Genomic DNA, 23,230 nt, shown 5'->3' on the forward strand with positions numbered 1-23,230 from the left:
TTTGTATCAGACTTGCGTCTGTTACGTTCTTTTTGAAATTCTTTATTTGGAATTTCAGGGTTGTCATGTTGTTAATTTTTCAAGGTTCTTTGTTGTCGAACTCATCAGCGACAACTTCTATATGTTATCACATTCAGTGTTCTTTGTCAACAACTTTTTTACTTTCTTTTTTGATGTTCTGCATGCTTTCCAGATGAGAATCATCATGAAATATGTAAGTTGTGATCTTTGTTCGTTCGGTGTTTCGTACCGCGAACAGTTGATATAATACTAAATCAGACGTCAGATGTCAACACTTTTTTGACATTTTTTGCATTTTTTTATTATGCCTGAAAAAAGCCCCAAATATGGCTGTTATACTTATATATATAACTGTCCATATTCAAGGCTTCCGTCTGATATTCTCTATCTGTATATATTAAAACTTCTAGTTATTCTGGGTCAAATCTTCTGTCTTTGCTTCCAGAGTTGCTTTTACAGTTTTCTTAACATATTCGCCTTTTTCATTTCTGTAGAATTCGATCTCGATCTCATCGCCAACCTTTCCACTTGCTATTTGGCTTTGAAGATCTGTACTGTCTGAAATATCATTTCCATCAATACCTACAATGATATCACCTGTAAGAAGTCCGCATTTCTCTGCCGGAGAACCTTCACTTACCGAATATACATATACTCCTTCCGGCATATTCAGTCCTTCTGCATATTCAGATGTGATATTTTTAACGGTTACACCAAGATAGGTTGATCCTGATTTGGTTGTACTCTTGCCTGCAAGAATATCGTTGATGATATCCTGTATATCGGATATAGGAAGTGCGTAGCCCATTCCTTCTACTGTACTGTCTACATATTTCGCTGTGTTCATACCGATCAGTTCGCCCTTCATATTTACAAGAGCACCACCACTGTTACCAGGGTTGATAGCTGCATCAGTCTGAAGAACCTTTACAGTTCCGTCATCTACACTGACTTCACGGTCAAGAGCACTGATATATCCTACTGTTACCGACTGTCCATATCCAAGCGCGTTACCAATAGCGATACATGGATCTCCGGCTCTTAAGTTCTCGGATGAACCGATTGTGATCTCTTTGATCTGACTTAATGTGTCGTCCTTGATCTTCTTTAACGGAACGGTTACAACCGCTACATCATTTGATTCGTCATAGCCTTTTACTTCTGCACCGGCTGATTCACCATCTATAAATCCTGCTGATAATTCTTTTGCATCCTTTACCACATGATAGTTCGTCAGGATATAAAGGCTTGTTTCATCTTTTCCGATTATGATACCTGAGCCTGCTCCTGACTGCTCCTGCTCATAGGTATCAAACCAGTACTGATATGTTGTTACATATGTTCCTGTTATGGATACAATGGATGGCATTACAGTTGCACTTACATCTGCTACACTGTAGTCACCGGTGCTTCCGGATGCATTTGCATCGAGCAAAGCGGAGCTTGTAGTTGTATCTGATCCGATCTGAACCGTCTGATTTTCTTTCTTTAAGAACTTATCGCTTCCATACCGGACACCCTGGAAGACACAGCCTGCAACCAGTCCGAAGACAACTGCCGCAGCTATAGTCGTTGCTACCTTCTTTCCTGTACTTCTTTCACCGTTTGTTTTCTTCATTTCTTTCTTAGCTTTTTTATCTGCTTTCTTCTTTGCCGAGCGTACCATCTTTTCCGATTTTTTCTTTTCCTTCTCAGCAGCCTTCTGCATTGCTTTATTTACATTTTCGGAATAACCATTCATATTCTGCGTGGAAGCACCTGTACCCTGTGCAGCATTTCCTGATGGATTCGTGTAAGCTGATGTATAGCCGGTCTGGCTGTTATATCCTGCATGCTGATTGCTGGAGTAAAATGCACCGCCAAAATACATATTCTGTCCCGGTGTTCCATGATACATACTACTCTGTGCATTCTGCCGGTTATATGCATTTGCGTTCTGTTCTGCACCAGTCTGTCCATATACGTTGCTGCTTCCATAGTTCTGTCCATAGGAGCTATTCTCATTCTGCATATTCATCTGTTCCGTCGTCTGTTCGGAAGCTGTCTGTGTCTGTTCCTGTGTTTGGCTTTCTGAGTCGAACTGACGATCCTGTTCTTCTCTAAAATTCTCATCCATAATCAATCATCCTTTCTTTCTATGTAACAGCAGCTTTCTTTTGTTTACTGCTCTCTTTCTTATTTACAGGTTATACTATAATCTGTAATTGTGTAAGAAGTGTGTTTTCCATGTAGAAGAAATGTGTTTTTCGTGTATAAAAATTTTGAACAACTTACATTTATTTATGCTTGACTTCATATGGAAATTGAAATACAGTTTTTTATGACAGATTACAGAATGATTTTTGTGGTATGCAATATTTTTACATATATTATATAGAAATTGAGGTTTTAACTTATGTTCCGAGTATGGGGTAAAATAATGAAGGATAACCGGCTGATAAAGGATACGGTTGTCTGTATAGATGATGCGTCTTTGACACGAACAAAAAAGGTATACAAAGCATTAGAGGAAATGTGCTATAAATTTGATCTTGCAAAACCGATCTGGCTGAAGAAAAATCAAAATGATTTTATTCTCCACGCAAGAACACGTTTCAATCATGATAATTTCGTGGAAGCGATTGAATTCGACTATCTGGATTTTCAGGTTATTGAAGAGGATTATTAATATGTTTACTGTAAATGATATTGGAAAAAATTATAAAAAGAAAATGGTACTAAATCATATCTCCCTGCAAGTTGCACCCGGTGAATGTATCGGGCTTCTGGGAATCAACGGTTCCGGAAAATCAACGCTGCTTGGTATTCTGTCCGGCGGACTCCGACAGGATCATGGCACTTATTCTTTTGACGAACCGGATAATACGGTCAGTTTTCTTCCACAGGAAAATCCACTGATTCCGGAGCTGTCCGGTCTGGATAATCTGAAGCTCTGGTACTCCGGCAGATCTGCCGAGCTAAACAGCACCTACAGCCTCTCTATCTTAAAAAAACTCGGTGTAGATGCTTTTCTTCATCAGAAGGTAAGTACAATGTCCGGTGGTATGAAGAAACGTCTGAGCCTTGCTATCTGTATGCTGGAGCGACCGGATCTTTTATTACTGGATGAACCACTTGCTGCGTTAGATCTTCTCTGTAAAAAAGGAATTCTGGACTATCTGAAGGAATATACCGGTAATGGAGGCAGCATTATCGTTGCAACACATGAAGAAGATGCGCTCTCCATCTGTAATCGCATCTATATATTAAAGGATGGTTTACTACAGGAAGCAAATGGTGCAGATTACGCAGCCATGCTTCGTGCCTGATTCAGATTGGATGTGAATGTTCTTATGTTTTTTCGATTATTTCTAACAGACCTTAAAAGAATAAAGCAGCGGTTTCTTCCGCTTGTCCTGATCACTCTCATTCTGGCGGTCGGACTCTCTGTCGTCGTTCTGCTGTCGAACCGGTTATTATATAATGAGCAGACCATCGAACCGGTCAATGTCGGGCTGGTTGCCGATGCATCTTCTCCTTATGCCAAGATGGCATATTCTATGGTAAGTGAAATGGACAGCTACCGGGCTACCTGCCATTTCATCGAGATAGCTTCCGAAGATCACGGCAGACAGATGCTTGCAAACGACCAGATCAAGGCGCTGATCATCATTCCTGATAATATCATCAACAGCATTATATACGGAGAAGACAATCCGATCACGGTCATTTATAAACAGGATGGTACTTTAGAGACATACACCCTAAATGAGGTGTTCAAATCCACCTCATCAATGCTTGCTACTGCACAGGCTGCAACTACGATCATTTATCAGGGAGCATATCAAATGGGGCTCCCGGATACTGCACTGGATCAAATTGCAACGGATGCCGATAATCTCTACATGGATTATGTTTTATCCAGAACAGAGCTTTATATCAGAGAAGACTTACAGCTTACCGGAGCTTATACCCCTTATCAGTATTATATAGTATCCGGGCTGCTGCTTCTGCTGTTCTTCAGCGGAATCGTCTTTTTATCTTTTATAAAAGGAAATTCTGATACATTACGTCTTCGTCTGAAGCTTCACGGAATCACCGGAGCGCATATTATAATCAGTCAGTATCTGACACTTACGATCACATTATTTATGATCTATACGATACTGTTCTTTAGCTGTATGACCGGAGGCACGATCGGTCATTTTGCCCCTTTGCAGTTTCATATATCGGGATTCTTTGCCGGAATACTCGCGATCCTGTTTATCGGATTCGTTATCCTGCTGATCGGGTATCTGCCAACCGGATATTCCGGGGCATGCCTGCTGTTATTTTTGACAGCTTTCTTACTGGCTTATATCGGAGGCGGTATTGTTCCGGTCAGACTTCTGCCTGACTTCATCCAGAATTTTGCTGAACATACCCCGTATTATCAACTGTTAAACCACTTATGTAATGGCTTTTACCATTAATCGATGAAAGGACAACTGCTTATGCTGTTACGTCAATACAGAATCCTGTTAAAACGGACTTCAAAAAAATTCATCAATCTTCTTCTGCTGCTGATCATTCCGTTCACGGCATTCTATATAAAAAATCTGCCGGTGGAAGAAAAAAGCACGGTATTCATCTGTGGATATTATATGGAAGAATCAAACAGTTACCTGGCACAGGTGGAGCAGGAGCTCTCCGGACATCAGGACTGCTTTACTTTCGAGAAATGCAGTTCTATGGAGGAATTAAAGGATCAGGTTGCATCCGGGCGGTATGACTGTGGATTTGCGTTTGACAATGGATTTTCTGACGCATTTATACATGATATCAAGAACTGCCACATTCGCTTATACACTTCCCCATCTTCGATGTTCCAGACAATCTTTTCCGAAACATTATTCGACCGGCTGTTGGATGCTTTCTCGCCGGCTATTGCTGCCAACTATCTGGCATCGAATTCTGCCACAAAAGACTTTTATCGGAGTTCTTTCCAGTCATATCTGGAAAATCAATACAGAAATTATATGAACAGTGATTCTGTCTTCCGGTTATCTGTCAATAATACAGGAGCCTACCATGGAACAACCGACAGCGTAGATTTGTTCCCGGTTCATGCATTTACCGGTTTTCTTCTGTTCTTATCTTCTCTGGTCGGTTTGCTGGTCTATCTGAAGGATCAGGATGACCACATCTATGACAGAGTATCCAAACGGAAAAGACTGCGTTTCTGTCTGACCGGTATTCTTGCTAATATAACACCGGTATGGCTGATCAGTGTGGTTACGCTCTACTTATATGAGCAGCCGGAAGCCATCTTGCCATTTCTGTTAAAGATGTCCGGATATGTACTGCTGTGTCTGCTATTCGCTTTTATCTGTCTGCTCATCTTCCGACATTATAAGCCGTTTGTATCGGCTCTGCCGGTTCTTGTAATCTGCACTTTGATCTTCTCGCCGATCTTCCTGCATCTGGAGGATTATGCGCCGATCCTGCGGTATCTGTCCTACCTTTTTCCGCCGACCTTTTTTTAGGGAAAACAAAAATAAGCTTGCCTGTGACGCTATATGACGCTACAGACAAGCTTATCTTTTATTATTATAAAATAATTTGCGTAAAGAGTGAGTCCCATCTATACGAATTTCTCGCCATTTTCGTCGATTACAGCGCGGGCTGCTGTTGCTTCTGTAATCTTCTTTTCGATCATAGATACATCGGAGACAGGGACTGCTGTATGGAAGGTTACGTCTGCGCCATATTCTGTATTCTCTATGCTGATCTCATTTGTTGATAAGAGATACTGTACTTTGCCGGAATCATTATAGGAGCAGGTGATATCCATAAGCTTCATGCGCTGCATCTGGTGAATGCCGGCATCTGCAAGGGCAAGCTTAGCGGCTTCTGTGTATGCCCGGACAAGCCCTCCTGTTCCAAGCAGAGTACCACCGAAATATCTTGTAACCACAATACAAATATCTGTTACCTGATTTCCCGATATCACTTCTAATATCGGTTTTCCAGCTGTTCCCTGCGGTTCTCCGTCATCTGAAAAACGATAAAGGGTATTCTCTTTTCCGATTGCAAATGCATGACAATTGTGTCGTGCATCATAATGTTTTTTCTTGACACTTTCTACAAACGCATATGCTTCTTCTTCTGAAGAAACCGGCTGTGCATAACCGATAAATCTGGATTTCTTCTCAACGATCTCATCGATGCCCGGTGTCAGTATTGTGTTATATGAATCTACCATGATTGTTCCCGTCTATTTCTTGTCAGAATTTGCAGATAATAACTTACTCAGCTCATTCATAAATGTATTCACATCTTTGAACTCTCTGTATACAGAAGCAAATCTTACATAAGCTACCTGATCCAGATCCTTGATCTTATCCATAACGATCTCACCGATTGTTGTACTCTCTACTTCTTTTGCCTCCAGATTAAAGATTTCATTCTCGATATCATCGATACACTTGGATATCTGTTCCGCAGATACCGGTCTTTTATGACAAGATCTTATGATACCGGATTCGATCTTCTTTCTGTCATAAGTCTCTCTGTTCTTATCCTTTTTGATTACGATAAGCGGGATCGTCTCAACCTTTTCATACGTCGTAAAACGTCTGCCACAGGCATCGCACTGTCTTCTTCTTCGAATCGAACAACCGTCATCCGCCGGTCTGGAATCTATAACTCTTGTATCATCAACATAACAAAATGGACATCTCATGTTTTTGCCTCCGTAAATCAGGGAAAATTATTTTATCCCCTCTATTTTCTCTGCTACTAACTTTTACATATTCGGGGTGGAATGTCAACTAAAATAATATCCGGCCCGATCTTTACTACATTACAGAAATCAATGCGATACTCCTCGCAAGATCCAAAGCACCAGAAAATTTTTCCCTGCTCTGGAACAATTATCGCCTCAATTCTTCCGGAGCAGGGATCAAATTCAATATCTGCAACAAAGCCAAGCCGCTGGCAGTCCTTGCAGTTTATTACTTCTTTTTCTTTTAATTCACAAAATCTCATCTATATTCCCTTTTCAACAAAATCCACCTTCCGTATCATAATATGAAGCAGAGAATATATTTAGACATATAAATTATCGGTTTCACCGATCTGCCTATGAATCAGTCACAGCAGTCAGATTCTGAATCCGATCACATTGATCAGCTTATGATCTTGACCGGACACTTTCTGGCACATGCGCCACAATGGTACATTTATCATAATCAATGTGTGCAAGGTTCTGATCTACCGATACCGCATCAAATTCACAGGATCTGACGCAGAGTGAACAGCCGATACACCCTGCTGAACATACTGCCTTTACTTCTTTTCCTTTTTCCTTTGAATTACATCTGACACGATGAGGGGCATCGTATGGAACCAGCTCGATCAGATGTCTTGGACAGACATCTACACACTTTCCGCACGCTTTACATTTTTCCTCATTTACAACTGCAATGCCATCTATAATATCAATCGCACCGAATTCACAAACTGTCTTGCAGGAACCATATCCTGTACAGCCATATGTACAGCCCTTTGGCCCGTTATTTGGGCTGTTTTGTGCAAGAACACAGGTCTTTGGTCCAACATAGTCATAGACATCCTTTGCCTTCTCACAGTCACCTGCGCATTTGACAAAGGCTACATACTTAGTGCTTGCTGTATTCTCTACGCCGAGTGCTGCACTGATTGCCTCTGCAACGGCTGCACCTCCAACAGGACATGCAGATGGTGGCATCTCACCCTTTGCAATGGCTGCTGCAAGACCATCACAGCCGGGATATCCACATCCACCACAGTTATTTCCGGGAAGAAGCTCCCGCACCATAACTGCCTTTTCATCTACCGGAACTTTAAACTTTTCACCAGCTACACCGAGCAGAATACCAATGATGACACCAACGCCTGCTACAACAGCAACTGCGATCAGAATTGTTGTAATATCCATAACGATCCCTCCTTATATCAATCCGGCAAAGCCAAAGAACGCTATTGCCATCAGACCTGATGTGATCAGAACGATCGGAGTACCCTTAAATGCTTCCGGAATATCACTATATTCCAACTTCTCACGGATACCTGCAAGGATCGTAATTGAGATCGCAAAACCTACTGCTGAACCAAAACCATTTACTATACTCTCAAGGATCGTATATTCATTCTGTACATTTGAAAGTGCGATACCAAGAACTGCACAGTTTGTTGTGATCAGGGGAAGGTATACTCCAAGTGACTCGTATAAAGACTTCATATTCTTCTTTAAGAACATCTCTACAAACTGTACCAGTGCCGCTATTACAAGGATGAACACGATTGTATTCAGATAATCTAATCCCAGCGGGGAAAGGATTCCATAATAAACAATACTCGTTACCGCTGAAGCGATCGTCATTACAAATACAACTGCCCCGCCCATACCGGTTGCTGTGTTTACACTCTTTGATACGCCAAGGAAAGGACACAGTCCGAGGAACTGGCTTAATATTACATTATTTACGAGGGCTGCTCCAACTGCCAATAATAAAATATGCATTATTTTCTACCTCCCCTTTTCTTATTCTTTTTATCTGTCGGTTTCTCATCAAATTCCTGATATTTGTTTACCTGATCTGCACTTGCAACATCTGGTCTTACAAGCTTTGATGTGTCAACCATATCGGATTCTTCCGATACTGCTTCCGCTTTCTCTGGCTCTGAAACCGGATTGTCTGTCTCTGAGAGAACAACTGCATGTGGTACTCTATTCAGATTCGCCGGAATATGGATTCTCGGTCTGTCAGACATCTCTTTTGCCACCTGAACCGGAGTCTGCTGTACGGTTGACGCTGGCTTTTCCTGTACCGGCTGCTGCTCTGGTTGTACTACCTGTGCTACCTGTATTTGTGGCTCCTGTGAAACCGGAGTAGTCGTAGTCTCTGATGAAGCTGCTATCTGTGGCTGCAGTGTACTCTGAGCAACAGCCTGCTGTACGACTGGTGCTGGTTGCTCTGGAACCGGCTGCTGCGCTGATTGTACCGACTGCACTTGTTGTCCGTTTTCCTGCTCTACCGGTTTCTTTGCTATCTTGTCTGGGATCACAACCTTTTTCGGCTGTGGTGCCGGTGCTGTCGGAGTCTGTGCAGCGGATGCCTTGCCGGCATTTGTCTGAACATTAACCTGAGTATCCTGCATAGCAGCCTTTCTTCCTGCACACATGATGTTTGCGCATCCCATACAGGATTCCGGCTTACAGCTTGCAGGGATCTCTTCTCCAATTGCAAGTGCCTTTGCTGCCTTCTTCGCATTTCTCTTATTGATCGTTGCAATAATAAAAGCAAGTACAAAGAATGCTCCCGGTGCAAGTACAAAGATTGTGATCGGCGTATATGCTGCAAGCACATCTCCGATTGCTTTTCCTGCTCCTGATGTCTTCTGAAGAAGGTTACCATCTCCAATGATCTGGAATCCGAATACACAGCCTTTTCCGATCAGTTCACGGAACATACCGATCAAGGTAAGACCGATCGTAAAGCCAAGTCCCATTCCAAGTCCGTCAAAGATTGACGGAAGAACTTTATTCTTCGAAGCGTAACTCTCTGCACGTCCAAGAATAATACAGTTTACTACGATCAGTGGAATATAGATTCCAAGACTGTCATTTAAGGACGGCAGGTATGCCTGCATTAAAAACTGAATAACCGTTACAAAGGAAGCAATGATAACAATATAAGATGGTATTCTGACCTTATCCGGTATCACTTTACGAAGCAGTGAGATAAACGCATTGCTCAACACCAGAATACAGGTTGTAGAAAGTCCCATACCTGCTCCGTTGATCGCTGATGATGTAACCGCAAGTGTCGGACACATACCAAGCATCTGTACGAAGGTTGGATTTTCTTTCACGATACCATTGTATAAACGTTCTGTACATTTACCCATTAGTTTGCTCCTCCTTTCAGATAATCTGCATAGGAAAGTCCCGCATTTACTGCATTCGTGACTGCATTTGTCGTGATCGTCGCACCACTTAATGCATCGATCTCCTCATCCGATGCCACACCGGATTTTGTATATTTAAACTGTGCTACATTCTTGCCTGAGAACTGTGATTTGAACTCATCAGTATCTGCCTGCATACCAAGACCTGCTGTCTCACTTAATGACAGGAAGGAGATACCATTTGTAGTTCCATCCTCTGCTACACCAAGAGCAAGCTGAAGATCTCCGCCATATGCCTCATGGGATGTAATAACAAATACATAACCAAGTGCATTTCCATCTTTGTCACAGGCAGTTACTGCCTCATCTATATCTGCCTTATAGCCTTTATCCGAAAGCCATGCAGATGCAGTCTCACTGTCGAAGCCATCTACCGTCCGGAAGGCATCCGCATCTGTAAATACTTCCCGGTATGCGTCCTCCTTTGCCTGCTGTTCCGCCTGTTCGATCGGCTTCTTTGTGATCTGCTGTACATATGCAAGCACACCGCCGGCAACAAGTGTAATGACAAGGATTGCTACCGTTGCGATGACAATTGATTTCTTATCCATCTTCTTGCTGTCTGCTGCCGAGCCGCCTTCTTCCTTCTGAAGCTCAGCGCCCTTACCAAATGACTTCGGTTGTGTAAACCGTTCGATCAACGGAACAAGAAGGTTCGAAATAATGATCGCATAGGATACACCTTCTGCCGAGCCGCCATAGATTCGGAACAGGAAGGTCAAAAGTCCAAGGATAATACCAAATACCACTTTTCCCTTCTTTGTAATAGGTGAGGTCACATAGTCGGTCGCCATAAAGAAAGCGCCTAACATCAGACCACCACCACAAAGGTGCGCTGCCAGATATAATGGTTCAAAGCCCATGCCGGATGCAAGGGAGTACAGGAATATAAATACGGAAAATGTTCCAATATAAACCAGTGGAATGATCGGGCTGATCACCTTACGAATAATCAGATATAAACCACCGATCAACAGACAGATCGCAGATGTCTCACCGATCGTACCTGCAATTCTTCCGATAAACATATCTAATACATCTACTGTTCCGCCACTCTTTAAAATCGCAAGCGGGGTCGCTGTTGTAACTCCATCATATGTAAATGTAGTCATCTTTCCCGCAAATGATATTAACAGGAAGCATCTGGCTCCAAGTGCCGGATTCATAAAGTTCTGACCCAGACCGCCAAATAACTGTTTTACTATAATAATGGCAAATGCGCTTCCGAGTATCGCCATCCATACAGGAACCTCCGGCGAAAGATTCAATGCCAGAAGCAGGCCTGTTACGACTGCACTGAAATCTTTTACTGTACTGTTTCTGTGCAGGAGCATTTCCACGCCCCATTCAAAAAAAATACAAGATGCTATACAGGTTAAGATCAGCACAAATGCTTTTGTTCCAAAATTATATACACCAAACACACTCGCCGGCAGTAATGCAATGATCACGTCCAGCATCAGGGATGATGTCGTTTTCCGATCTCTGACGTGCGGAGATGCAGAAATACTCAATGTTGTTTCTTCCATGTCTCCACCTCCTACTTCTTCTTACTTGCCAGAATACTCTTTCTGGTTCCGGCTATTGTCTGTGTCAAATGTCTCTTGGCAGGACATACATAAGAACAACAGCCACACTCACAACATTCCATGCCATCATGCTTTAAAAATGCATCTATATTGCCATGTTCTGCATATTTTGCAAGATCTGACGGAATAATTCTTCCCGGACAGACATCCACGCATCTTCCGCAACGGATACATGCAGATGGCTCCCAGTCCTGAACCTCATCATGTGTCATACAAAGAAGTGCTGACAGACCTTTTACTGCCGGAACATCGAGCGAGAACATCGCTTTACCCATCATAGGTCCACCTGCAATGATCTTCTCCGGCAGCTTGCCATCCTTAAAACCGCCTGCCGCTTCTATGATCTCCCGACAGCTTGTACCATTACGAACCAGCAGATTACATGGATTAACGATAGCATCACCTGTAACCGTTACGATTCTGGTGTACAGTGGCTTACCCTCGATCACCGCTTCATAGATGGAAACAATCGTATCTGCATTATGTACGATACAGCCCGCATCTGCAGGAAGCATCTTGGAATTCACATATCTTCCTGTCGTTGCATAAATCAACTGACGTTCCGCACCCTGTGGATATTTTGTCTTTAAAACTTTTACCTCGATCTTATCGTTATCAGCCAGATGCTCTGAGATCTTTGCAATTGCTTCCGGCTTATTGTCTTCAATCGCGATAATTCCCTTTGCCTTATCAAACAGATTTACACAGATCTGAAGTCCAAGGATCAGCTTATCTGTCTCCTCTAACATTCTTCTGTAATCAGAAGTCAGATACGGTTCACACTCCGCACCGTTTACAATGATATATTCGATATCATCTTCATTTCTCGGTGACAGCTTTACATGAGACGGAAAACCTGCACCGCCCATTCCAACAATACCTGCCTCCTTGATCATATCCTTGATGTCTTCTCTGTAAAGTGTGGAGAGATCTCGCACATTCTCGGAGAAATCAACCGTCTCAAATAAACCGTCATTTTCTATTACGATTGAATTTACTTTATTACCGCCACTTGTCATCCTCGGTTCGATCATTTTTACCGTTCCTGAGATTGAAGAATGGATATTTGCCGAAACAAATCCTCCCGCCTCTGCAATCTTCTGTCCTACCAGTACACGGTCGCCACGCTTTACGATCGGAACAGCCGGTGCACCTATATGCTGACTGAGCGGATAAACACACTCTCCCTTTGGAAGATATTCTCTGACAGGCTTGTCTTTTGTTAGATCTTTGCCTTCATATGGATGAATACCACCCGAAAAAGTTAATAAACCCATCTGCATACCTCTTTCTCTCGTTATTCTTATCAATTCATTCTCTGTTATCGAGAAAAACTAATCATATAATAATACTTCACAGGGTCAAAAACAACCCTAAAACTTGCCAATCTGGCCGCCAACCGCCCGCATGACAAATACTGCCGCAAGACCGATCAGAACTCCCGTGATCGTTCCAGAGACCAGTAAAACCGGAGCATATATCAGGATATTTTGGTTCTTTATCACCAGATATGCAACGATAAGTTGACCAACATTATGTCCGACACCTCCAAGAATACTCGTTCCCGTTGTTGAAAAAAAACCGATCTTAACAGAGATCCACATAAACAGCATGCTGACTGCTGCTCCGGCAAGACTGTATATCATAACGGTAAAATTGCCAAATAATAAAGACGACAGGAAGATACGGAGCACGGATACCAAAACCGCATCCGCAAGTCCAAGCTTGCACAGCACTACAATAGTTACAATATTGGCAAGTCCGAGCTTGATTCCCGGTACCGCGATATCGATCCGGATAAAGGATTCGATATATGAAACACCATTGCAACCGCAATAAACATTCCAAGCTGTGCTATCGTTCCTACGCTGTTATGAGTCTTTTTCTGTATCTTTCTATTTGTAGATTTTTTATTGGAATTTTTTTGTTTCTGCCCCATCTTTTCTTTCTATATATACCTTTCCTGCTATACTATGAATAGCTCTTATCGATTATCATATTCTGATTTCTGTCCATCATCACCCTCCACCTGAATCACCAGCTTATGCGGCAGGCAAACGATATTTTCTCCTGTCTTTGATATTTTCCCCATACGGATGCATACCTGATCCGGACAGTCTGCTTCTGTTACATATGCCATTCCATTCTTTATTTCCAGAATATTTATTCCTTTTGCGGTCTGAATCTCTTTCGTGGTATCTGTATTCAGATCATATCTGCCAATCTCTTTCTGGTCTTCATATATAATAACCTGACTGCCTTTTTTCTGACCCAGCCGGATAACTCCATAGCAGACGATTCCTAAAAGGATCAGTCCAAGTGCCAGAATGATGTCTCTTTTTTTTATCATTTTACTTTATAGTCTCCATTTGTTATCGTGAACTGTTTTCCTGCCTGCTCGGTCATATATATATTCTTATCCTTATCGATCAGGATCACATCTGCGTCAAAGCTTTTTACAAGCTTAAGTGCCTGATCCGCCGGAAGCAGAATACACATCGTTGATAAGGCATCACTTAATGCACCACTTTCACAGATCACTGTCGCTGATATCGTCCCAGTGTCTGCCGGGTATCCGGTCTTTGGATTTAAGATATGATGATATCTTTTTCCATCCTGAATAAAATACTTCTCATAATCTCCGGATGTTGATATATAGACCGGATGCCTGTCTGACCGGACTTCTACGGTTCCCATCATATCATTTTCATTTCCTCTCGGGTCACGAATACCGATCCGGAAACCGGAACCATCCGGCTTTGCGCCGTAGCATAAAACACTGCCGCCGACCGCCACACAAGCGCCTTCCGCCTGATTTTCTTCAAGGCTTTCTGCCACCCGGTCACAGGCAATGCCTTTTCCCATCGCACCGAAATCAAGGCTTAAGCCTGTTTCATCAAACAGCACATACCATGTTCCATCCTCTGAAAGCTCACTTACCTGTGTCAGCTCTTTTCCCTGTTCATCTACGATATGCACTTTCGAATCGTTAACTACCGAACAGGCTTCTTCTATCTTCTGAGTCTCCGGTACTTCTTTCTTCCCATCTTCGATACCCCAGCAGGACGCTAACGGACGGATCGTGAGTGCCAGCAGATCATCCCCCGCTTCGCTTACCTCCTTTTCCTGTAAGACCGCATATGCAAGGTCATAGCTTATCTCATAAGGCTCTCCTGCCTTATATTCATGATTCACACGGTATACCTCTGAGCCTTCTATCCGCCATGAGATCTGTTCACGCTCCAGTCTGCTTACACAGTCGATCACTGCATCCGCATCCTGTCTGCCCTGATCCGAATAGACCGATACCATAACTGCGGTTCCCATGGCAAATCCGGTCGTCGTATACCCTTCTTTTTTCTGATTATCCTTTCCGGTATAAAAGATAAACGCAATTACCAGCCCGATACACAATATGCCTGATAATAATGCAAGTTTATTCTTCAAAGCATTTATTCCTCCATATATAACAGCCACTACAGGCTTAAACGCACTTTGCAAACTTATTCACAGGAACATCACCCGTGTAAATAAAAAGAGCTGTTGCCAACCACGGTTCCAGCTCTCTTTTTGTCTCTGTCTGCAAAGCTCCTCGCTCCGCAGCTTTTTCTATCCTCTGTAATATTTCAGGATCGCAGCTACATCAAAATATCTGCTTCCAAAATCTTTATAAATGGCATTCTTCGTCATCGCATAGACAAATACATCACCCTGACCCTTAATTCCGTCTAAAGCAGATGGCTCGATTGCAACTGCAAACTCATCAAAGTGAAGTGCAAGTGTAAAACCCTCTGTATAATATGTATTATACAGATTCATCACTGTGAGCTCTGTCTCCGGTGTGAACGTCATATCTGAGATCGTAAGGCTGTTACCTCTTGGAATATTCATATATACCTCAGCTTTCATTTCTTTACCGAAGGAAAGCTTTACGGATACAGGATCTTCCGTCGCACGAATGCTTTTCAGAATCTCTGCCGCTTCAGCCGGTATTGCTCCCGGTGTCTTCGTGCAGTCTACAACTTCACGTCCTGCCATATATTTCTTATCCAGAATGTTGACACATTTTACAATCTTGTTGTCATTTCCCGGATTCGGTAATATGCTTGCAACCTTGTAATAGTCTTCGTTCTCTAAGATCTCCTTGAACAATAAGCTCTTAATATCATAAAACTTTGCCAGCATTACAGGCTTGTAATCCATGTACTTGATCGCTAACCGTATTTCATTTATATCTCTGATTTCCATTTGTATATTGTCTCCACTTCATTCAAATTTGTTCCGCTCAAATCATACATCCATTTTCTGATCTTTGCAACCCGGTTTTTAATGGAATTCCTGACAGACCAGTTCTCGCAGACGATATCGGAAAGCTTTCTCGTATTCCTCGTCTTCATCAACGCTGTGATTGACCTCTTCAAAACAAGCTTTTCGGATGGCCTCCTGTGTAAATATCGTAGGGCTTTCATCATCTCTGCCCCAGTAGAATACCGCGCCATCAACACTCTCATTTCCATAGATCTCCTGCATCCGGCTGATGCAGCTCTCATCTCCCAGGAACACATGACAGATACCAGCTAATGATTTACAGAGAACCTCTGCATTGATCGTATATCCGTCAAAATCCTGCGCCCAATCCGGAATCTGCTCCGGCTTATCTACAAGGATCACCGGAAGGCTTCTACCATCATGCGAAAGAAGATTTTTAAGCTGGTCCGCGGATATCGGAACCGCTTCGGTGTCTTCATCCATAAATACACCCGCATCCAGGAATCCGACCTGATTAAATATATCCCGCATAAACTTCGGTCGATTATACCGGCGCTCTCTGGAATAGATATTCTCACAGATATGACGGCAGGTCAGATACAATCCATCGCTTTCTTTTCGGAGTTCTGCAACCACATGCCAGATCATACCGGCTTCTTCATTGCTGATCGTCTGCATATCCATTAGAAAATATTCCTTCTCTGCAACAACCTTTAACTTATACCCCATCACTTCATAAGAAACAGACTCCATTTTTTTTGGCATCTGTCCGAATATCAGGGAGATATGCTGGTACGCCCATTCGTATATGATCTCACTTGCCCGGTCAAATCCGTCATCCCGTATCCGGATTCTCTGGTCAAATACCAGATCTGATACCAATGGACGGATCTCCTGCTTGATCTCTTTGTTCAGCACTCTGCCGAACTGTTCTCTATCAAGCTGTGCTGATATGAATTCATCATTTACCACTTCTTTATTGATAAGGTAGATTACCCGGTTCGGCGACAATACCTTCTGATATTTTTTATTCAGCAAAATATTTACAAGCTGCTGCTTGGATACCGCCCAAAACTTCTCTACGACCTCCGGATGTTCATCAAAATATGCACGAACCTCAGGCTTGATCTTATCCTGTGTGATCTTTAACCGGTATTTGCTTCGGATCGCATTTTCCCAGTTTTTCTTGATATACTGATCTCTTGCCAGATTATCGAAGATCTGCACGATTGACCAGTCGCACAGCTCTAGGTTTGCGATGATGCTGTTCATCATGCGGGCATCCTTTTCCTGTCCATCCCACAAACTGCTTCTGTTATCATCAAAGCCTTCATCCATTTTATACTTGTACCGCATCTCATGCTCGATCTCATGCCAGCCCTCAAACAGAACCGTTCTGAGCTGAACCTCAAAGGTCCGGTCAAATGGCTGCTCCCACAACTGATCGGATATGTTGATCAGATATTTGCTTGGGATCTTAAATACACCATTGCACTTCTGGGCTTCAAACCGGTTCTCTTCCCATGCTGTCTTTGACCAATTATCTACCATAAAGGTGTCTTCGAGCAGTGCTTCACTGATCCTGATATCTTCTGTATAAAATAAATTAATACGGATACCGATCAGATCCTGTATCTTCTTATCATCTTTTCCCGTGCCATATTTTCCTGTATCTAACTTACGCTGTAATGACGTCAGTGTCTTTACTCTCGACATACTGTGAAAATAGATTCCGGCATTTCTGAGCTTCGTCATCAACGTCTGTTCCAGCTTCGTTCTTATATCATTCAATTCCTGAATATCTTTGTCACTGATCAGTGCCAGAGACTCATTATTACGTTCCATATAACCACCTGCTTTTCAAATAACTTTCACCCGTAAAAAGCGCACAAAAATACACTATTATGATACCATTTTATTCCCTTGTCAGTCAATTTTTATGACATAACCTTTTTCTAAATTTTATGTGAAAATATTCCCTTTTTATTAAAATTCTATTTCAATGGATATTGCTTATTTCCTGACACACCGATATAATGTTATGAGATCTGACATGATATAAGAAAATAAGGAGGAATCTTATGATTCTCGATTGTCAAAATATAAGTAAAGCATTCGGAACCAACGTAATTCTCGACAATGTATCCTTTCATCTTGAAGATAAGGAAAAAATGGCGATCGTTGGTATCAATGGTGCAGGCAAAACAACATTATTAAAGATCATTATGCAGGAAGAAGAAGCAGATTCCGGACAGATTGTTTTATCAAAAGACCGTACGATCGGTTACCTTTCCCAGCATCAGGATATTTTCTATGACGATACGGTATACGGCGTGATGGAGGATGCCATGAAGCCTGTGATCGAGCTTCAGGATAAGATCCGCAAACTGGAACAGGATATGACAACACTGACCGGCGACGAACTGAAAGCCGCCCTCTCAACCTATAACCGCTATACACATGAATTTGAATATAAAAACGGATATGCCTACGAAAGTGAGATCACCGGAGTATTAAAAGGTCTCGGCTTCTCCAAAGAAGATTTCGAACGTCATACCGATACCTTATCGGGCGGACAAAAAACCCGTCTTTCACTCGGCAGACTTCTTCTTACAAAACCGGATATCATCATCTTGGATGAGCCGACCAACCATCTGGATATGGATTCGATCAGTTGGCTTGAAACCTTTCTAACCGGATATCAGGGAAGTGTGATTCTTGTCTCCCATGACCGTTACTTTCTGGATAAGATCGTAACAAAGGTCGTAGAACTTGATCGTGGACACAGCACCGTATATAACGGAAACTACACCTACTTCTCTCAAAAACGCGCCGAGATCCGGACAAATATGATGAAAGCCTACTTAAACCAGCAGGCAGATATCAAGCATCAGGAAGAAGTTATCACAAAATTAAAGCAGTTCAATCGTGAAAAATCGATCAAACGGGCAGAAAGCCGTGAAAAAATGTTAGACCGTGTGGAACGTCTGGACAAGCCAACCGAATTAAACAGTGAAATGCGGCTGACGCTGGAACCATCCGTTATCAGCGGTGAAGATGTACTTACGATCGAAGGGCTGTCCAAAGCCTTTGAACAGTATAATCTGTTTTCCGATCTGAATATGGAGATCAAACGTGGTGAGCATGTCGCCCTGATCGGCGGAAACGGAACCGGTAAGACTACGATCTTAAAGATCATCAACAAGCTTGTTCCAAAGGATGACGGAACTGTCATCTTAGGCTCCCGTGTCAAGATCGGTTACTACGATCAGGAGCATCAGGTCCTGAATATGAACAATACGGTATTTGACGAGATCAGCAACGCCTATCCCGACCTGACCAATACCAGGATCCGAAACGTTCTTGCCGCCTTTCTGTTTACCGGAGAGGATGTGTTCAAACGGATCGCAGACTTGAGCGGGGGCGAAAAAGGGCGTGTATCCCTTGCCAAAATGATGCTCTCATCTGCAAACTTCCTGATTCTCGATGAGCCGACCAACCATCTGGATATCACATCCAAGGAGATCCTTGAAGAAGCGATACGGAACTATACCGGAACAGTCCTTTATGTATCCCATGATCGATATTTTATCAATCAGACAGCAACAAGGATCATCGAATTAAAGGATAAGCAGTTAACCAATTATATTGGAAACTATGATTACTACGAAAGCCACAGAGCCCAGCCGGCTTCCACCGGAAAGCAGGCATTTGCACCAGTATCTGATACTGTCTCTCAGGAAAAACAGACAGAATCCCAGGCAAAGCTCTCTTGGAAGGAAAGCAAAGCCGAACAGGCAAGACTTCGGAAAAAAGCAAATGATCTGAAAAAGCTGGAAGACAAGATCGAACAGCTTGAAAACCGTCTGGCTGAAATTGATGAAGAATTTCTGGTTCCTGAAAATGCAACAAATGTTGCACTGTTAAATGATCTGACAAAAGAACGAAATTCTGTAGAAGAAGAATTGAACACGATGTATGAACAGTGGGAAGAATTATCTTCTGAGGAATAAACATCTAAAAAAGCATTAGATACGGACAATTTGCTGTTGTAAGTTACATACAACCATGCAATATCCGCATTCTAATGCTTTTGTATTATCAGTCGATCACATTTATGATCTTTCTTCCATATGTATATGTATTGCCGGATGCCGGAATACAATAAGTACTGTTACTGATATAGACCTGACTACTGCTTCCCATTCCACCGTGAATACACCAGTAAGTTCCATCATTATCATAATAAGCGCCCCAGTCCTTGACACAGGCTTCCGCCAACTGTTTGGAAACACCCATCCGGATCAGATATTTCTTAACCGCTGCCGCATTTTTAAACTTACCAAGAAACAGGGAAACATGGCTTGCCTCTGTCTCTCCGTTTTTATAATATACGATCACGTCTCCCGGAGTTAATGCATCATATGAGAAATCTACAATATCTGAATTCAACTGAATCGAATCCTGTTTCATCCAGCTTTTCCCATCTGACAGAACAACTTTTCCGGTCACAGTTCCGGCACCGCCCCATTCCGTTCCGGTATACATCCGATCTAACAGGATACCGCCTTTTTCCGGACTTGTATACTGAACCGCAAGTTTCTGCGATGGATCATCTCCACCAGCAAGTGCAAATGCCTGATCGACAAATACATTGCAATATATATTTGTCTTACCCAGATATGCCAGGATCACGCGCTTCATCCATGCATCCATATCCCAGTAAACAGAACCTTCCAGTCGTCTGCTATATGCACGTCCATATTTGTCAAAGTCATATAGATATCCATCCACGGACTGACTTCCAGATACACTCTGTCCCTGTTCATTCATCAGGTAATATACCGTCTTGCCATTGATCTGGACAGTAACAATCCCCGGAACGATCTGATCCAGCTTCTGTCCTTCTCTGTATATGGAATATTTTCCGGTCTTGTCATAATATATGTATTTTGATACTTTTCCGGAAGCATCCGTATAGACTGCAGTTTTTTTGTCAATGGTCTGCCAGCCTCTTCTGCCTTTATCACGCCATCTTCCGGTATATAATAATAATCCGAATGAATATTTAATAATTTATCTGTTACCTGCTGCCATCCGGAACTTCCTGCATCATAGATCCATACTGTGTTCCTGTATTTGCTCTTTGAATAGCTGGCATTAAAATACCGGTACAGACTTGTTCCATTTTTATCATAGTAAAAGGTTTTCCCTTTATTATATGGCGCCCACATACTGGAAACTTTCTTCCATCTGACTCCATTTGCCTGATACAGCACATATCCGTTTCCGGACTGTTTTCGTTTATAGAGCACTTCTCCCTTTCGGATATAATACATGGTCGTATCATTTGAGCTGTACCATCTGGTTGATGTATAATGTCTTCCATTTTTAAAATATACAAATGAGCCATCGATCTTATAAATGCCATCTGTTACAAAATTCCATTTGTTTTTACTGTAGATCTTATACATTCCGATCCGCTCGCTGTCCTTATATCCATCCAGATAATAGGTCTTTGTATTACGTGCATTTGCATTAAAATACATCATGGCATTTTTTACATTTACCCATGTATCTCTTACTGCTTTGCCATCTTCGCCAAAATAATAGCCATAACGATCAACCTTTTTATAATAGTTCCGACGGCTTACACCATCCCGCAGATAATAATATTCTCCGCCGGCCTGTTTCATTCCCTGTGCCAGTGCACCCGTTGCATCAAACCAGTACACTGTGCCTTTAACGCTGATGTAACGATCCGTTACACGCTGTTTCTTGCCATTTGTGAATGAATAACAGGCATCTCCTGAAAAGCGGAATATTGCCTTTCCATCCTTTACATATACCTGTGATCTTCCATATGGATACCAGCCGGTTTCATCCACCCGCTTTCCTTTCCGGAAGAAATAATACGTTCCCGCTACCTTCTTGATTCCTTTTACCGGTGTTCCGTCAATGTAATATATATCCTTTGAAAAACCGGTTGTCAGAATGGAATAATCGTCACTATAGTAAAAGCATTTTTCAAGAGCTGTGTTTCCGGTTTTATTTTTTGAAAACCGAAGCACGGTCTTTGTCGTTGCCGGCTTAAATTTCAATGACATCTTGCCTGTATAAGAGCTGGTATCATAGGAACCATTAAACTCACTTTTCTTAGTTACTACAACCGCCCACAGCTTCTCATCATAGCTTACAAGTGCATATTTCAGTCCGGTGCTCTCATCTACACCCATACCTTTATAGTAATCTGACTTTACTGCATAATCATATTGGAAGGAACCGTCACTGGCATTTGAAAATGTATGTGTGTTCTCGTCCTGTGATAATTCCTGTTTCTTTACTGATTCCGCAGCCTGCACATTTCCGGTATTTTTCCCGGCTCCCATAAACAATATCAACAAAGCTGCTATACATAGAAGTATTAATCGTTTATTCTGCTGTTTCATCTTTCTTTTTATCCGCCTTTTCTGTCCATAAATACGGGGTTATCTGGTATACGTAATAATTCAGCCAATTGGCATATAATGTATTAGCATGGCAGCGCAAGATTTGATCGGTGTCTTGCTTGGATCGTTGTCCGGATAATAATTTACCGGAATATCCGGATTCAGTCCCTTTGCAAGATCACGCTTATATTCTTTATCAAGCGTCAGAATATCATATTCCGGATGTCCGGTTACGAATATATTCTTTCCTTCATCGCCAATGATCAGATAAGGACCTGCCTCATCGGACTCCGCTACGATCTCCAGATGCGGATTTTTTACGATCTCATCTTTGTCTACACCTGTATATCTGGAATGCGGTACATAAAAGATATCATCAAACCCACGAACAAGCGGTGTCTTTCTGTGGAAGGTATGATGCATATAGATTCCTGATAATTTCTTATCCAGCTCATACTTCTGCACCCCATACCGATAATACAGACCTGCCTGTGCGCCCCAGCAGATATGGATCGTGGAGGTTACATTTTTCTCCGACCAGTCCATGATTTCTTTTAATTCATCCCAGTATTCTACATCTTCAAATTCCATCTTCTCGATCGGTGCTCCTGTGATAATGAATCCATCCCATTTCCGATCTTTGATGCTGGAAAAATCGGTGTAGAACCGTTCCAGATGGCCTTTGGGTGCATGCTTGGATTCATATGTCATCGTACGGATCAGGGAAATATTCACTTGAAGCGGCGTATTTGACAGACTTCTCATAAGCTGTAATTCTGCATCCTGCTTTAAAGGCATCAGGTTCAATATCAATATATCAAGCGGACGGATATCCTGACGGATGGCTCTGTCTGAACCCATCACAAAGATATTCTCATCCTCCAGTATTTTCTTTACCGGTAAATCATCGTCAACTCTAATTGGCATTTT

19 protein-coding genes and 4 pseudogenes are annotated in these 23,230 nt (G+C 42.3%); 5 read left to right on the forward strand and 18 right to left on the reverse strand.

Annotation, left to right across the window (positions count from 1 at the left end):
• Positions 1-427 precede the first annotated feature (427 nt).
• Positions 428-2,137 carry a trypsin-like peptidase domain-containing protein gene (locus DXA07_RS09975; RefSeq protein WP_243013737.1) on the reverse strand — a complete coding sequence of 570 codons (1,710 nt, stop codon included), beginning with the start codon at positions 2,135-2,137 and terminating at the stop codon, positions 428-430.
• A gap of 279 nt (positions 2,138-2,416) precedes the next feature.
• On the opposite strand from DXA07_RS09975, the gene DXA07_RS09980 reads away from it, so the two are divergent.
• The 4 genes from DXA07_RS09980 to DXA07_RS09995 are packed head-to-tail and all read left to right on the forward strand — an operon-like array spanning position 2,417 to position 5,525.
• Complete coding sequence (locus DXA07_RS09980; protein ID WP_118484460.1) at positions 2,417-2,689, forward strand: hypothetical protein; 273 nt, start codon at positions 2,417-2,419, stop codon at positions 2,687-2,689.
• A gap of 1 nt (position 2,690) precedes the next feature.
• Positions 2,691-3,329: an ATP-binding cassette domain-containing protein gene (locus DXA07_RS09985; RefSeq protein WP_117807431.1), complete on the forward strand. Its 639-nt coding sequence runs from the start codon at positions 2,691-2,693 to the stop codon at positions 3,327-3,329.
• Between the two features lie 24 nt (positions 3,330-3,353).
• A complete protein-coding gene (locus DXA07_RS09990) occupies positions 3,354-4,472 on the forward strand; it encodes an ABC transporter permease (RefSeq protein ID WP_118484462.1) in 1,119 nt (372 codons plus the stop codon).
• A 21-nt stretch (positions 4,473-4,493) separates the two neighbouring features.
• Positions 4,494-5,525 (forward strand): ABC transporter permease, encoded by a 1,032-nt coding sequence (locus DXA07_RS09995; RefSeq protein ID WP_182427457.1) that lies wholly within the window; start codon positions 4,494-4,496, stop codon positions 5,523-5,525.
• Positions 5,526-5,623: 98 nt separating this feature from the next.
• Here the strand turns inward: DXA07_RS09995 and DXA07_RS10000 are convergent, their stop codons facing one another.
• From DXA07_RS10000 to DXA07_RS10060, 14 genes and pseudogenes are all read right to left on the reverse strand, one after another.
• On the reverse strand, positions 5,624-6,244 hold the full coding sequence (locus DXA07_RS10000; protein WP_118484466.1) for a YigZ family protein: 621 nt from the start codon (positions 6,242-6,244) through the stop codon (positions 5,624-5,626).
• Positions 6,245-6,256: 12 nt separating this feature from the next.
• Positions 6,257-6,724 (reverse strand): transcriptional regulator NrdR, encoded by a 468-nt coding sequence (gene nrdR, locus DXA07_RS10005; protein WP_021943105.1) that lies wholly within the window; start codon positions 6,722-6,724, stop codon positions 6,257-6,259.
• A gap of 56 nt (positions 6,725-6,780) precedes the next feature.
• The gene (locus DXA07_RS10010; RefSeq protein ID WP_117785395.1) at positions 6,781-7,029 is read right to left on the reverse strand and encodes a YlmC/YmxH family sporulation protein; all 249 of its coding nucleotides are present in this window, start codon (positions 7,027-7,029) and stop codon (positions 6,781-6,783) included.
• A gap of 140 nt (positions 7,030-7,169) precedes the next feature.
• Positions 7,170-7,960, reverse strand: a pseudogene (locus DXA07_RS10015) (RnfABCDGE type electron transport complex subunit B).
• A gap of 12 nt (positions 7,961-7,972) precedes the next feature.
• Complete coding sequence (locus DXA07_RS10020) at positions 7,973-8,548, reverse strand: RnfABCDGE type electron transport complex subunit A (protein WP_118484468.1); 576 nt, start codon at positions 8,546-8,548, stop codon at positions 7,973-7,975.
• Positions 8,549-9,276: 728 nt separating this feature from the next.
• Positions 9,277-9,933 (reverse strand): annotated as a pseudogene (locus tag DXA07_RS13550) (electron transport complex subunit E); the annotation flags it as partial.
• Positions 9,933-10,544, reverse strand: a complete 612-nt coding sequence (locus tag DXA07_RS13555) for an RnfABCDGE type electron transport complex subunit G (protein WP_243013754.1) — start codon at positions 10,542-10,544, stop codon at positions 9,933-9,935. The gene DXA07_RS13555 and the pseudogene DXA07_RS13550, both read right to left, overlap by 1 nt.
• 42 nt (positions 10,545-10,586) lie before the next feature.
• A pseudogene (locus tag DXA07_RS13560) lies at positions 10,587-11,522 on the reverse strand (RnfABCDGE type electron transport complex subunit D); the annotation flags it as partial.
• A gap of 11 nt (positions 11,523-11,533) precedes the next feature.
• On the reverse strand, positions 11,534-12,859 hold the full coding sequence (rsxC, locus tag DXA07_RS10035) for an electron transport complex subunit RsxC (RefSeq protein ID WP_117785399.1): 1,326 nt from the start codon (positions 12,857-12,859) through the stop codon (positions 11,534-11,536).
• Positions 12,860-12,955: 96 nt separating this feature from the next.
• Positions 12,956-13,393: a Gx transporter family protein gene (locus DXA07_RS10040; RefSeq protein WP_348980819.1), complete on the reverse strand. Its 438-nt coding sequence runs from the start codon at positions 13,391-13,393 to the stop codon at positions 12,956-12,958.
• A 173-nt stretch (positions 13,394-13,566) separates the two neighbouring features.
• Entirely contained in the window at positions 13,567-13,932 is a 366-nt protein-coding gene (locus tag DXA07_RS10045) for a NusG domain II-containing protein (RefSeq protein WP_118484474.1), read from the reverse strand.
• Positions 13,929-15,029, reverse strand: a complete 1,101-nt coding sequence (locus tag DXA07_RS10050) for an FAD:protein FMN transferase (RefSeq protein WP_118484476.1) — start codon at positions 15,027-15,029, stop codon at positions 13,929-13,931. The genes DXA07_RS10045 and DXA07_RS10050 overlap by 4 nt, the downstream gene beginning before the upstream one ends.
• A gap of 162 nt (positions 15,030-15,191) precedes the next feature.
• A complete protein-coding gene (locus tag DXA07_RS10055) occupies positions 15,192-15,830 on the reverse strand; it encodes a hypothetical protein (protein WP_118484478.1) in 639 nt (212 codons plus the stop codon).
• Positions 15,831-15,908: 78 nt separating this feature from the next.
• A complete protein-coding gene (locus tag DXA07_RS10060; RefSeq protein ID WP_118484479.1) occupies positions 15,909-17,696 on the reverse strand; it encodes a hypothetical protein in 1,788 nt (595 codons plus the stop codon).
• A gap of 236 nt (positions 17,697-17,932) precedes the next feature.
• On the opposite strand from DXA07_RS10060, the gene DXA07_RS10065 reads away from it, so the two are divergent.
• Positions 17,933-19,864 carry an ABC-F family ATP-binding cassette domain-containing protein gene (locus tag DXA07_RS10065; protein ID WP_118484481.1) on the forward strand — a complete coding sequence of 644 codons (1,932 nt, stop codon included), beginning with the start codon at positions 17,933-17,935 and terminating at the stop codon, positions 19,862-19,864.
• Between the two features lie 88 nt (positions 19,865-19,952).
• On the opposite strand, the gene DXA07_RS10070 is transcribed toward DXA07_RS10065, so the two are convergent.
• From DXA07_RS10070 to metA, 3 genes and pseudogenes are all read right to left on the reverse strand, one after another.
• Positions 19,953-20,684: a hypothetical protein gene (locus DXA07_RS10070; RefSeq protein WP_118484483.1), complete on the reverse strand. Its 732-nt coding sequence runs from the start codon at positions 20,682-20,684 to the stop codon at positions 19,953-19,955.
• Complete coding sequence (locus DXA07_RS10075) at positions 20,684-22,300, reverse strand: hypothetical protein (protein ID WP_118484485.1); 1,617 nt, start codon at positions 22,298-22,300, stop codon at positions 20,684-20,686. Before DXA07_RS10075 ends, DXA07_RS10070 begins: the two co-directional genes overlap by 1 nt.
• Positions 22,284-23,227 (reverse strand): annotated as a pseudogene (gene metA / locus DXA07_RS10080) (homoserine O-succinyltransferase). The gene DXA07_RS10075 and the pseudogene metA overlap by 17 nt, the downstream one beginning before the upstream one ends.
• Between the last annotated feature and the right edge of the window lie 3 nt (positions 23,228-23,230).

The organism is Clostridium sp. AM54-37XD (assembly GCF_003478225.1).
GTDB lineage: Bacteria > Bacillota > Clostridia > Lachnospirales > Lachnospiraceae > Coprococcus > Coprococcus ammoniilyticus.